This window comes from Mycobacterium sp. 852014-50255_SCH5639931, assembly GCF_001665605.1.
Classification (GTDB): domain Bacteria; phylum Actinomycetota; class Actinomycetes; order Mycobacteriales; family Mycobacteriaceae; genus Mycobacterium; species Mycobacterium paraffinicum.
In genome coordinates, this window is the sequence record NZ_LZSV01000016.1 from 30,597 (window position 1) to 43,418 (window position 12,822).

Sequence of the window (12,822 nt, forward strand, 5' to 3'; positions counted from 1 at the left end):
CTATTGGGCGGTGAACGCGACACCGCCCGTCGTGGCTGCCATTGAGCCCGGCGCCACCGACGGGCCGGCGGGCGAATGGCCCGATCCGGCGGTGCCCCGCCGGCCCTGTGGAAGGAATCGCGACTGTGGATCAGTCCGCGTGGGAGGGCTTCGGCGTGTCGCGCCGCGACAGCTCGGCGAGCATCGCGTTGTAGGCGACCAGCTCGGCGTCGTCGTCGCGGTCGGCGGCGCGGTCCAACCGCCGGGCGGTGCGGTCGTCACTGCGCGCCCACTGCACCAGCAGCGCCAGCATCACGATCACCAGGGGCAGCTCCCCCGCCGCCCAGGCGATGCCCCCACCCAACCGCTGGTCACCGAGCAGGTCGGTGTGCCAGGTCAAACCGAGCGAGCGATAGTAGTCGGCGCCGAGCACCCTGCGGGTGCCCATCAGCACCACCCCGAAGAACGCGTGCAGCGGCAACGACGCGAACACCACGCCCACCTTTGCCAGCGGCGGGATCGGGCGCGGCGTGGGGTCGACCCCGATGACGATCCAGTAGAAGAGGTAGCCGCTGAGCAGGAAGTGCAGGTTCATCGCCAGGTGCCCCGCATGACTGCCCACGGCGTCGTCGAACAGGCTCGACAGGTACAGCCCGTAGAAGCCGGCGACGAAGAGCACGGTGGCCACGACCGGGTTGGTGAGGAACCGCGACAGCCGGCTGTGCAGGGCGGCCAACAGCCATTCCCGCATACCGGGCGGGTCGTCGCGCCCGGCGGCGGGCAACGCCCGCAGGGCCAGGCTCACCGGGGCGCCCAGCACCAGCAGGATCGGCACCAGCATCGACAGGCCCATGTGGGCGACCATGTGCACGCTGAACATCGCCGGCATGTAGCGACCGACCCCCGAGGACGTGACGAACAGCAGCGCCAGGCAGCCGAGCAGCCAGGCCACGGTCCGCCCCGGCGGCCAGGCGTCACCGCGGCGGCGCAGGCGGACCACGGCGGCCACATAGAGGGCGGCGAAGACGATGGCGGCGCTGCCGAAGATCAAGTCGAAGCGCCAGTCGAACAGGATCCGCGCCGGGGTCGGCGGACCGTTGAAGTCGTAGCCGATCTCGGCTTCGGGAATCGAGGGCAGCCGGCTCGGCGGCGGTGGTGGTGGGGTGCGGCCCAGCCCGACGGCGACGCCGAAGGTGAGGCCGAAGACCGCGGCCTCGGCGAGCGCCAGCCGGAGCAGGGCGCGGCGCGCCTCCGGCTGAGCCGGTCGCGCTTGCAAACCGGCGACCGACGAGCGCCGTTGGCGCCAGCCGATCACCCCGAGCACGCACAATGCGACGAACTTGCCGACGACCAGTCGGCCGTAGTCGGTGGTCAGCAGGTCGCCCAGCGGGACGCGCACCGCGGCGTTCACCAGACCGCTGAGCGCCATCGCGACCCAGCACCACAGCGCGATTGCGGAGAACCGCCGCGCCGCCAGGGCGACGTGCCCGCCGCCGCGCAGCCCGTAGGCGGTCAACGCCAGCAGGCCGCCGGCCCACAGGCCCGCGGCGACGAGGTGGATCAGCAGGCTGTTGGTCGCCAGGTCGTGTGAACCGCCCGCCGACGAATGGCCGGTCAGCCCGAGCGGGATGAGCGTCAGCAGCGACCCGGCGAACAGCAGCGGCGTCCACGACCAGCGCAGCACCGAGAGGCTGGCCAGCATCACCAGCGCGGCCAGCGCCGCGGTCCAGCGCCACGCGGAGGCGGTGGTGACCAGGCCGGCGATCGACCAGATCCGCACCGGGTTCAGAAGCGCGACCAACGGGCGGCCCGACACGTCGGAAATGGTCAGCGGAACCAGCAGCGCCGCACACGCCGCCCAGACACCCGACGCCACGGTCCCCAGGCGAAGCGCCCGGTACCCGTCGGCGTCCAGGACGCCGCTGCGTTGCGGCGGCACCAGAAACGCCGCGAACAGGAACGACCCGACGGCCAGCACCGCGGCGATCTCCCCCGCCGCCCGGACGAGCGGTAGCCCCAGCGTGGTTGCCGGACCCGGGTTCGGCAAACCCGTGGCGGTCAGCGCGTCGGCCAGGGAGAGCGCCCCGATACCGGCCGCCGTGCAGCCCGCCAGCAGCGCGACACCGACCAGCAGCGGCCACACCCGCGCGCGGGGTGGCGTCACCGACCGATCGACCGTCATACAGCCAGGGTATGGGCCCCTACCGGGGACTACCGAGCCAGGCGCTCCCGACGTGCCTTGACCTCGCGGGCGACGAACTGGCCGCGCGCTATCCGCCCGACGTAATCCGAATCCCGCAGAATGTCCCGCAGCTCCCCCCGAAAAGCGGCCCGACGTTCGGCGAGGTCCGGCGCGGGCGCGATGAGATCCTGGTCGACGACGACCTGATAGGCCGTGGCGAACAACAGCGTCGACACCGATTCGCTGCTGCGGACCCGGGTTTGCGCCACGTATTGGCGGCCTACGCCGAGCGCCGACTCGGTGAGGTCCTTCTGGCCGACGTCGGCCGGCGCATCCCGCAGCACGTCGGCGACGATCTCGTAGGCCTCGAAGAACACCCTCAGCATCGCGTCCGCCATCAGCGGACGCTTGGCGAACAGCAGCGCGTCGATCTCCTCGCCGCCGGCGCTGACGTGGGCTTCCCAATCGTCGTGCCAAGCCAGCTCTTCGGCGATGTTGTCCCGGAACGCCGCCGAGTCCGCGAAGTAGAAGTCGAACTTGAGCAGGTCGCGCAGCCGCATCGCCTGTTCCCAGAAGGCGCGCATCCGGTCGCCCTCGGCGTGCCGGGCATGCGCCAGCGCCAATTCGACGATCGAGGTCTCCAGGAAGGCATGGATCAGCGAGTTGCGGTAAAACGCGGCCGCGTGTTGCTCGTCGGGGGCGATGTGCCACACCGGTTCCCGGCCACCGTCGACCCGGGTGATCGGGTGCCCGTTGGACAACGCGTCGACCGCCGCTCGAACACCGGCGCGCGAGCGCAGCCGCAGCGCACTCGTCGACATCGGGTTCTGTTTGCGTTCCAGATAGTCGAGCGAGTCCTGCAGGGTGTGGTGCAGCTGATCGAGCGTCAACGCCGCGCCGCGAGTGGTGAGCAGCAACGCGCACACCAGGCCCGTCGCCGTCACGGGTGTCGCCTGCAGTATCCGCCACGCGACCTCGAACGACATCTTCTGCAGCGCAAGCCGTTTGGCGTCCTGGTCGTGAGTCAGCGTGCCGTGCGTCGGGCCCAGGTACTGGCGCATCGAAACGGCCTCCGGGAAGCGGACGTAGATCTTGCCGTAGTTGCGTTCGCCCTGCGCCCTGATGAAGTTGTACAGCCAGCCAACGCCTTCGGGCGTCTTCTCCCCGCCGCGGGCGTAGGCCGCGTACTCGGCGATCTCGTGCAACTGGTCGAAGCTGATGGACACCGGCTGCAGCAGGATGTCTTCACTGCGGCCGTCCAGGTACGCGTCCGCGACGTAGGCCAGCAGGCCGAGCTTTGGCGGCAACATCTTGCCCGTGCGCGAGCGCGTGCCCTCGATGGACCAACTCAGGTTGAACCGCTTTTCGACGATGTACCCGACGTATTCGCGGAGAACATATTTGTAGAGCGGGTTTTCGCCGATGTTGCGGCGAATGAAGATGACACCGGACCGGCGCAGCAACGGGCCCATCGCGCCGAACGACAGGTTGATGCCGGCGAACACATGCACGGGCGGCAGCCGATTCTCCTGCATCGCCACCGGCACCACCGCGCCGTCGATGTAGGAGCGATGCGAGAACAGCAGCACCGCCGGATGGGTCTCCAGGGCGGCGCGCATCGCCGCGACCTGATATCCGTCGTAGTCGATCTCCGGATCGAATCCGCGGCTCAGCATCCTGCCCAGGACGGAAACGAGGTCGACGGACACCCGGCTCCAGCCGGTGGAGAGTTCGTCGAGCATCTCACCCGCTTCGTCGACGGTCGCGCCGGGGATCTTCTTGAGCCCGGCACGAAATCGGCTGGACTCCAAGATCTCCGGCTTTACCAGGCGCGGAGACTTGTACTGCGGCCCCAGGATCCGATACTCGACGCGTTCCAGCGCCAGCAGCGCGCGCCGGATGACGAATCGGGCGAAGTCGCTTTCATTCTCGCCAACGGTGATGTCGCGCCACTGCTCGCGCAGTTCGGAAACTTTCGCGGGTTCGCCGGCCACCACCCGCGCCCGCTGGGGAGCGTTGCGCATGATCTGCAGTTGCCGACGTTCGTTGGGGTGGTAGGGATCTCGCCCCGGTAGCAGGCCGGCCAGCTTGGCGATTCTGCCGCGATCCGGTGGGGGCAGCCAGAACACCCGCACCGGGACGATGGAACGGTCGTCGCCGCCGCCTGCCTCGAGCTGCTCGATCAACGCGGTCAGCGCGTCGCGGGCCGCGGTGGGCGGCGGGAGTTCCAGCACGTCGAATGTCGCCTCGGGCTTATCCGCGCGCTGTTGAGCCATCCAGGCCGTCATCAGTTCCCGCTCTACCGGCGAGGCCATGGACGCCAACACCAGCGAGTCTTGGCCGGTGAGGACCGCGGTGGTATCCGCGGCCGCTTCGGTCACGGCCGCCCTTCGGGCGCGGATTCCGGCGGCTCCGCGCCGGCGGCGGACTCGGCGGGCCCGTGTGCCTCACCGTCTTTGAGGGCGGCCTGGGATTCATGGGGATTCGCCTTGGCGGGCTTGGCTTTCGAGGCGGCCTTCTTCGGCGCGGCCTTCTTCGCCGGTGCTTTCGAGACGGCCTTAGCCGCAGTTTTTTTCGCGGGGGCCTTCGCCTTCTTCGCCGCCTTGTTCTCGGCATATATACCGACCTGGGGCAGCTCGTCGATCGGCCAGTTGGCCAGCGTGTCCAGATACAGCTGGCGAACCTCGGCGATGCGCTCCGAGAGGTTCTCGACGGTCCAGTCCTGCACCGAGATCGGCGGAAAGACGGCGATATCCACGGTACCGGGATTGACTACGGTGGAGTTGCGGGCGGCGACGATTTCCGCGTTGCGGATCACGATCGGGACGATCGGGATGCCGGCCGCCATGGCCAGGCGGAACGGCCCCTTCTTGAAGGGCCCGACTTCGGTGGTGTCGACGCGGGTGCCTTCCGGCGCGATCACGATCGACAGTCCCCTCCGCGCCCGGTCTTCGATCTCGTGCATCGTCTCCACCGCGGCGACGGGGTCGTCCCGGTCGATGAAGACGCCGTCGAGCAGCTTGCCGAGCGTGCCCATGATCGGGTCTTTCTTCAGCTCCTTCTTGCCCACGCCGATCCAATTGTCGCGCACCAGCGCGCCGGCGATGACCGGGTCAACCTGGTTGCGGTGATTGAAGATGAACACCGCCGGTCGCTGCGCGGTCAGGTTCTCCTGACCGATGACGTTGAGCTGCACCCCGGCGATCGCCAGCGACAGCTGCGAGAAGGTCGAGGTGAAGAAGTTGACCCCGCGCCGCCGGTTGCGGGTCAGCACGCCGATGCCCACGGCGCCGGCGGCGACGGGGAACATCGAGCCGAACCCGGCGAGGGTGCGGATCTGCCGGCGCAGGCCCACCGGACCGCGGCTGCTGAACCGCAGGATCGGCCAGCCTCGGCGTTTGGCCACGGCGGCCATCTTGCCCTCGGGATTGGTTGGGCGCGGGTTGCCGACCAGGTACATCAGGGCGACGTCCTCGTCCCCGTCGGCGTAGAAGTAGCTGTCCTTCAGGTCGATGCCGTTCTCGGCGGCAAACCGTTGCACCGCAGCAGCTTTGCCGGGACCCCACAGGATCGGCTTCTGCACACCGCCAGTGAGTATTCCGTCTTCCGTGGTCTCGAACTTGTTGGTGAGCATGTTCGAGATGCCCAGGAACCGCGCCACCGGGTTGACCTGGATGGTCAGCGCCGACGAGCTCAGCACCACGGTATGCCCGCGAGCCACGTGCGCCCGCACCAGCTCGCGCATCTCCGGGTAGATCCGCGACTCGATCCGCTGCACGAACAGCCGCTCGCCGATCTCCTCCAGGTCGTCCAGCAGGCGGCCGGCCAACGCGGCGGCGGCCTTGCCGATGAGGTCCTCGAACTCGATGCGCCCGAGCGTGTGGCTCAGGCCGGCCTGGACCATGCCGAGCAGCTCACCCACGCCCATGTCACGGCGCAGCAGTCGCTCCTGGGTGAGAATCACCGCCGTGAAGCCGGCCACCAGCGTCCCGTCGAGGTCGAAGAACGCCCCGATCTTCGGACCCGGTGGGCTGGCCATGATTTCGGCGACCGAGCCCGGCAAGCGCATGTCCGACCCGGCCGCTCCGCGCTCGTCTCCCTGGTCCTTGGCGGCGCTCATGAGCCCGACACCGCCCGTGCCGAAGTCGCCGGTTCGGTGAACGAGGCGGGCACCGCGTGGGGTGCCCCCTCGCCGGCCAGCGCCAGAATTTCGTCGAAGCCCTCCAGCAGGCATTGAGCGAACAGTGGCTCGTTGCGCACCGACGCCCTGTCATAGCGCACGGTGATGGTGCACCACCCGCCCCGCGAGATCAACACCACCATCATCGCCACCCCCGGTAACGGACCGATCCCGTACTGCCGCAACACCTTTGCGCCGGCGATGTAGGTGTCTCCGGGGTACACCGGGACGTTGCTGGCCTGCACGTCGGAGCCGATCACCGAGCCGGTGAGCCCCTCAAGCACCGCGGTCGGCAGGACGCTGAGCAGTGGTGCGACCGAACCGATGATGTTCATCGCGGGCTCGTCGCGGCGCTGCGTCATCTGCGCGCGGATCTTCTTCATCCGCGAAACCGGGTCGACGGTACCCACGGGCGCGGCCAGGTTGACCCCGGTGAACCGGTTGCCGCCCGCCGTGTCGGCCTCGGCCCGCAGGCTCACCGGCACCGCCATCGGCAGCGTGCCGATCGGCACGCCGAGCGCCTCGTGGTAGCGCCGCAGGGCGCCGCACAAGCCGGCGAGGTAGGCGTCGTTGATCGATCCGCCGCCGGCCTTGGCCGCCCGGTGCAGGTCGGAGAGCGGGATGTCGATCGCCTCGGTGCGGGTGGCCAGGCTGCGGCGCCGCAGCAGCGGAGACGGCTCGGCTGACCGGTTCAGCACCCGCATCCCGGACATGGCATAGCCCACGATCCCGGACACGGTGGACCCCGGTTCCAGGACGGCCCGTCCGGCCGCCGACACCGCACCGGCCACCGCACTCACGACACCGCCGACCACGGCGGTGGGCAGGTGGTTAATGCCTTGCCGCATCAGGTCATTGGGCGTGAGGTCCTGCGGGATGGGCAGCGGGGGCGTCGGCTTGGAAGGCGGATCGCGCTCCAGGTCGTAGATTTCCGCGAACATCTGCACACCGCCGACGCCGTCGGTGACCGCGTGGCTGACGTGCAGCAGCGTGGCGGCTTTGCCGTCGGCCAGACCCTCCACCAGGGTGGCCGTCCACAGCGGACGGGAAATGTCCATGGGCGACTGCAGGATCACCTCGGCGAGGTTGAAGACGTCGCGCAGTGTGCCGGGTTCGGCCACCCGCATCCGGCGCACGTGGAACTCGAGGTTGAAATCGGGATCCACCACCCAGCGCGGCGACGCGGTCGGCAGGGTCGGCACGACAACCTTCTGGCGCAGCCGTAACACCCGTCGGGAAGCGTTCTCGAATCGGGTCAGGAACTCATCCCAGTCCGGCGTGGTGTCGAGAAGTTCCAGCGCCATGATCCCCGACCGAGTCCGGGGATTCGCTTCACCACGATGCATCAGATAGTCGACCGGTCCAAGTTGGTCGGACAATTTCACGACCTCGACGGACTCAGTCATGGTCCTCCGCCCGACGCGCCAGCCCTGTCACCGTCGATCAAGCCTCCTGCCTCGGCCCCGCCAACCCCATAGCCAACACAACGCTAGTCGGGTTGCCGCGCTGGTGAAAGGAGCGGCCGGACCGCGGCGCCGGTGACCGAGGGCCCGGGCTCAGCTGGCCGACGTGGCTGCCAGCTGGTCCAAGTCCAGCAGGGAGTTGACGCGCCGGCCATAGATGACGCCCAAGAAATCGGCGACGGCGTCGGCGGCCAGCCGTGATCGAACCGTGGAGAGGATGTCGAACGCGTGGTGCGCATTGGCGAGCTCCGCGTGGGCCACCGTGGCAGCGCCGGTCGCGCGCAACGCCGCGCAGAAGCCCCGGGCCTGGCCACTGGGAACCAACTCGTCCTTCTCGCCGTGCAGCACGAAGAAGGGCGGCGCGTCGCTGTGCACGTAGGTAACCGGTGACGCCGCCCTGAACCGCTCGGGCTTGTCGGCGTAGCGGGCCTTCACGACGAACTGCTCGAGGAACGGCACCATCAAGTCGTGCATGTTCTCGAAATCGGTGAAGTCGTAAACGCCGTAATAGGGCGCGACGGCCTGAACCGTCGTGTCGGCGCCTTCGAATCCGGGTTGGAACGCCGGGTCGTTCGGGGTGAGCGCGGCCAGGGAGGCCAGGTGTCCGCCGGCCGAGCCGCCGGTGATCGCGATGAAGTCGGGATCACCCCCGTAGTCGGCGATGTTTTGGCGGACCCACGCGATCGCCCTCTTAACGTCGATGAGGTGCGCGGGAAACGTCGAACGTGGGCTCTTGCAGTAGTTGATCGAGACGCAGATCCAGCCGAGTTCGGCCATGCGGCTCATCAGCGTGTAGGCCTGCACTCGTTTGTCGCCGACCGTCCACGCCCCGCCGGGGACCTGGATCAGCACCGGCGCCCGCCGCCCCGGCGCCAGGTCATGGCGGCGCCAGATGTCGAGCAGGTTGTCGCGCCCACCCGGACCGTAGGAGATGTTTGACGTCTGCGCCGCGTACCGGCGATGCGGCCCTGGCCTGTTCAACATGCCGCTGCGCGGCGCGCAGACCGGCTTGATGCTGGTCGGGTGGCACACCTGCTCGCGGAAGTCCGGACCGAACGACTCCTCGAGCGCGGCGGTCAGCGCCCTATCCGCCCGCTGCGCCGCCCAGGATGTGCCGACGCGGCCGATGGACGGGTGCGCAACCCGCGACAACGCGTGCCCGGTCACGACGTGCGGTGGAAACTCCGTCGAAAGCCAGCCCACGAGGCAGCCCAGCGCCAATGGCGACCCCCGCAGCAAAAGGGTGCCGGCCCGGTAGGCATCCATCGCGTCGGCCGCCAGGCGTGCTGCCTGGGTACCAGCCCAAGAGCACCGTGAAGTCAGGTGCGTGGTCACGCTCATAGCAACGCCACCCCTCGACGATCTGCACACGCCTCGTTGCGGTAAACGGCCGATTACCGGCCGGTGTTGTACGTGTGTCGAGGGTCCCAACCATAGCCGATAACCGCGGCGCGGGAACGCTTTTCGCGCGCGTCGCGGCGGCGAGTCGTCTCGCGACACGCCGTTGGAATAGACTGACCTGCACATTGCCTCCGTAGCTCAGGTGGATAGAGCAAGGGCCTTCTAATCCCTAGGTCGCACGTTCGAGTCGTGCCGGGGGCACTATCTGGTGTGTTTCGGCTGATGCTTTACACCCGGTTTCGGTTGATCCTTGACACTCCACTTGATGAGGGCGTTGAGCGTGGCCGGGCGCGGTACACCGCCGTGAGGGCGGTGATGAGTGATGGGTTTGCGTGCGACAGCGCTGCGGGTAACCACCCGGGGTGCGCGCGGAATCTGTGATTCCTGCAGCTGCGGCCGCCGTGGCCATTGCCGCATGCTCGTGTCCCACCGGTTCGGCTGACCCCACGTCCGAGAATCCACCGTTCCCGATCGGTCAGATGGGCGTGCCCGTGCATGCGCGGGCGGCCGGCGGCGCGACCGCCGACATCACTGTCGACAGTGCAACGTGGTTACCGCCGGGGTGCACCTCTCATTTTGCGAATCCGACGTATGGCTCCGCATGCAGTGTGGTGGAAGTGACTATCACCGGTACGTCCCACCGGTTCTTCCAGTTCGACCAGAACTACATATTCGCCCGATACGGCGGCGGCAGTCAGCCATGGACCCATCCCGACGATGCGCCCCAGCCGGCAACGTTTGCGGTCGACTACCAGAGGCTCGACAAGATGCCCCCGCTGCAATCGGGCGGCCTTCACGACGGGCAGACCGCACATGGATTCGTCGGCTTCGGTATGCCGACGGGAGGCGACCTGTACATCACGATCAACGATCCCGCGCAACACGCTCCCTACACCGAAGCCGGCTGGATCGTCCACACCTGACGCGGGCACCAGGCACTAACCGGAGACTCCAGCCAGTTCGTGCGCCACCGCATCGAACGCGCGCAGCGTGTCCAGCATGTGCGGCTCATGGGAGTGCGGCTGGGTGGACACCTTGGCGGCCACCATCTCCGCGGCGCGGTTGACGTAGATCATCTGGCCGCACATGCCCAGGGACAGCACCACGTTGTTGCCCGGGTAGGGGAACCACATCTGATTTCGGTACATCCCGCCGGGCAGGTCGGTGTCGTGGTCGGGGCTGGCGGCGAACGCCTGACGGGAGTCGGCATCGCCGTCGAGGGTGTCGGCGATCCACGCCGCCGGCATCACCTGCTGCCCGGTCAGTGAGACACCGTCGCGCAGGAACAGCGACCCAAACCGGATCATGTCGGTCAGACAGGCGCTGACGCCGCCATCGCAAAACCCGGTACCGACCGGGTCGACGGCAATGGTGGCGTCGCGTTGGGCGCCGATCCGGCTCCACAGCAGTTTCGACATCAACTCGGGCATCCGCTGGCCGGCAGCGACCTCGCAGATCCAGCCGAGGACGTCCGTTTCACACGAGCGGTATTCGAACGGTCCGCCGTGAGCCGACTTCTGCCGCAGGGTCAGCAGGAAGTCGTGCAGCGTGGCAGGGACGTCCGGGCCGCTCTTGGGTGCCCACCCCATCGCCTGGTCGAGACGGTGGATCTCGGCGGCCGGGTCGTCGTAATTTTCGGAGAAGGCGATGCCCGACCTCATGTCCAGCAGGTGGCGCACCGTCGCACCGGCGTAGCCGCAATTGGCCAGGGCGGGAACGTATCTCGTGACCGGCGCGTCAAGATCGATCGCACCGGAGCCGTGCAACCCGCCTGCCACCGCCGCCACCATCGACTTGCTCACCGAGAACAGCAGGTGCCGGGTCGTGGCCGTCATGCCGTCCAGGTACTCCTCGGCCACCGTCGAGCCGCGGTGGGCGACGGCCCACCCGTCGGTGACGGTGGCGGCCATTACCGCGCCGACGGTGGCGGCAGTCCCGTTGGTGTTGGTCACCGGAATTTCGGCCACGGGAGCGCGGGCGGCGGGCAGGCGCGCGACCGGCCCGGCCCCCCGGGGGATTACCGCGGTCGGCACCATGTCTTCGACATGCTGGAAGGACCACCGCGAGTAGGGCGGCGACAGCCAGTTGTGCAGTGCGATGCCGGCCGGCCGGCTCACGCGCGCGCGACGAGTCGCGAGACGATCGGCGCGGCGGGCGTCAGGGGCGTTGAGGTGAACTTCGCCTTCATACCCTTGACCCAGCGCTGGCAGCGCTCGCTGAGCTGATAGTCGTCCGTCTGCAGGTGTGCGCGGGTGACGAGCACGCCGAGTTGGGCGCCCTCGGAACGCAAGTCGCCGGGTGCCGCGACCCGCATGTAAAAGGCCTCGGAGCCGTCGAGCAGCGTGGCCCAGTCGTTGGCGGTCCGCGAAAAGGAGACCCGACCGTCGTCGTCGATACGCCATACCCCGGTGCGTGGCGTCGCGGTGAAGATCTCGATATCCGGCGAGGTCTCGGTGAGTATCACCTGGCCCCAAACCTCGTCTTCGCCGTAGCCGCGCTCCCAGCGGGAGTTGATCTCGTCGATGTCGAGCTCGTACTCCACGTCCATGTACTCGAGCAGGTGAAAGAGGAACAGCGGCATGTCGGCGTAGGCCTCGGTGGTCAAGTTCGTCATCGGACTCGCGCCACTCAGGCGCGGATTCACCTCGCCGAGGTAGAGCTCGTCGGAGTCGAGGTCGTGCAGCAGGTCCACCTCGAAGTAACCGAGGTAACCCTCGCGGCGCATGACGTCGCCCAGCTTTGTCACCATTTCTCGCGCGGCACGCGTCTGGGCGGGCGGCAGCACCTCGTGCCAGATGTCATTGCCACACCAGCTGCCCCGGCTCGGAGTCAGCTCCGAATAACCGACGAGACTGGTCATCGCGGGGCCGACCACAGTGCCGTGGCGGGTCACGGCCCCCTCGAGGCACACCTCCACATTGCGGATCCGCTTCATGACTTTGAGGTCCTGCCCGAACAGGTCACCGGCGTGCTCGTCCCAGTCGCGCTGACCGTGCACAAAGAACGTCCCGCTGCCGGCATTGCCATACGCGATCGAGATGACGAGATCGTCTCCCAAGCCGGCGTTTTGTGCGAGCGCCATCAGTTCGTCGTAGGAGCCGGCCCGCCCAATCGTATTTGGCACGCTCGGCACCCCCGCCTCGCTGGCCAGGCGCGTCATGACGATCTTGGAGCCCAGGCGATTGCGCAGCTCGATCGGCGGATGCATGACCTCGAGGCCCGCGGACCGCGCGAGGGCCTGGATTTCCTCGTTCATCATCACAAAGCAGCACTTGCCGCCGGGACCTTTACCGGCGATGAACTCCAGCGTCTCGGGGTCGGACAGGAGATGGCTGCACACCTCGTCCATCGAGTCGAAATCGCGGCGGTCGCGTCGCCGCGGCACGAACACGCGCGAGTGTGTGCCCTCGAAAGAGTCAAAGTAGGTCAGGTAGAAGAAGTTTCGTATCCAGCGGTCAACGCCCAACAGGTTGAACGGGGTCGGCGAGATGAAGTACAGCGGCACCTTGTTGGTGTGAAAGAACGCGCGTATGTCCGAGAGGCCCTTCAACGGGCGGCGCGGCTCCGGCTCGGCCATGTTCACGCCACCCGTGCTGACGTCGACGCCAGGGGCAGGG

The 12,822-nt window shown here is 68.1% G+C and carries 8 protein-coding genes and 1 tRNA gene; 2 read left to right on the top strand and 7 right to left on the bottom strand.

The window, feature by feature from the left end; translation table 11 throughout:
* Positions 1-130 precede the first annotated feature (130 nt).
* From A5758_RS07970 to A5758_RS07990, 5 genes are all read right to left on the bottom strand, one after another.
* Positions 131-2,161, bottom strand: a complete 2,031-nt coding sequence (locus A5758_RS07970; protein WP_067738678.1) for a cytochrome c oxidase assembly protein — start codon at positions 2,159-2,161, stop codon at positions 131-133.
* Positions 2,162-2,190: 29 nt separating this feature from the next.
* Entirely contained in the window at positions 2,191-4,542 is a 2,352-nt protein-coding gene (locus tag A5758_RS07975; RefSeq protein ID WP_067211491.1) for a glycerol-3-phosphate 1-O-acyltransferase, read from the bottom strand.
* Positions 4,539-6,281, bottom strand: a complete 1,743-nt coding sequence (locus tag A5758_RS07980) for an HAD-IB family hydrolase/lysophospholipid acyltransferase family protein (RefSeq protein WP_067738681.1) — start codon at positions 6,279-6,281, stop codon at positions 4,539-4,541. The genes A5758_RS07975 and A5758_RS07980 overlap by 4 nt, the downstream gene beginning before the upstream one ends.
* Positions 6,278-7,747 carry a wax ester/triacylglycerol synthase family O-acyltransferase gene (locus A5758_RS07985; protein WP_067738684.1) on the bottom strand — a complete coding sequence of 490 codons (1,470 nt, stop codon included), beginning with the start codon at positions 7,745-7,747 and terminating at the stop codon, positions 6,278-6,280. The genes A5758_RS07980 and A5758_RS07985 overlap by 4 nt, the downstream gene beginning before the upstream one ends.
* Before the next feature lie 150 nt (positions 7,748-7,897).
* Positions 7,898-9,145 (bottom strand): alpha/beta hydrolase, encoded by a 1,248-nt coding sequence (locus A5758_RS07990; protein ID WP_067738687.1) that lies wholly within the window; start codon positions 9,143-9,145, stop codon positions 7,898-7,900.
* A gap of 187 nt (positions 9,146-9,332) precedes the next feature.
* On the opposite strand from A5758_RS07990, the gene A5758_RS07995 reads away from it, so the two are divergent.
* Both A5758_RS07995 and A5758_RS26505 read left to right on the top strand, forming a co-directional pair.
* Positions 9,333-9,406 (top strand) — tRNA-Arg (locus A5758_RS07995).
* Positions 9,407-9,567: 161 nt separating this feature from the next.
* The gene (locus A5758_RS26505; protein ID WP_067738690.1) at positions 9,568-10,128 is read left to right on the top strand and encodes a hypothetical protein; all 561 of its coding nucleotides are present in this window, start codon (positions 9,568-9,570) and stop codon (positions 10,126-10,128) included.
* 15 nt (positions 10,129-10,143) lie between these two features.
* On the opposite strand, the gene A5758_RS08005 is transcribed toward A5758_RS26505, so the two are convergent.
* Positions 10,144-11,322, bottom strand: coding sequence for a serine hydrolase domain-containing protein (locus A5758_RS08005; RefSeq protein ID WP_067738692.1), 1,179 nt, complete (start codon positions 11,320-11,322; stop codon positions 10,144-10,146).
* Positions 11,319-12,782 carry a biotin carboxylase gene (locus A5758_RS08010; RefSeq protein ID WP_067739394.1) on the bottom strand — a complete coding sequence of 488 codons (1,464 nt, stop codon included), beginning with the start codon at positions 12,780-12,782 and terminating at the stop codon, positions 11,319-11,321. The genes A5758_RS08005 and A5758_RS08010 overlap by 4 nt, the downstream gene beginning before the upstream one ends.
* Between the last annotated feature and the right edge of the window lie 40 nt (positions 12,783-12,822).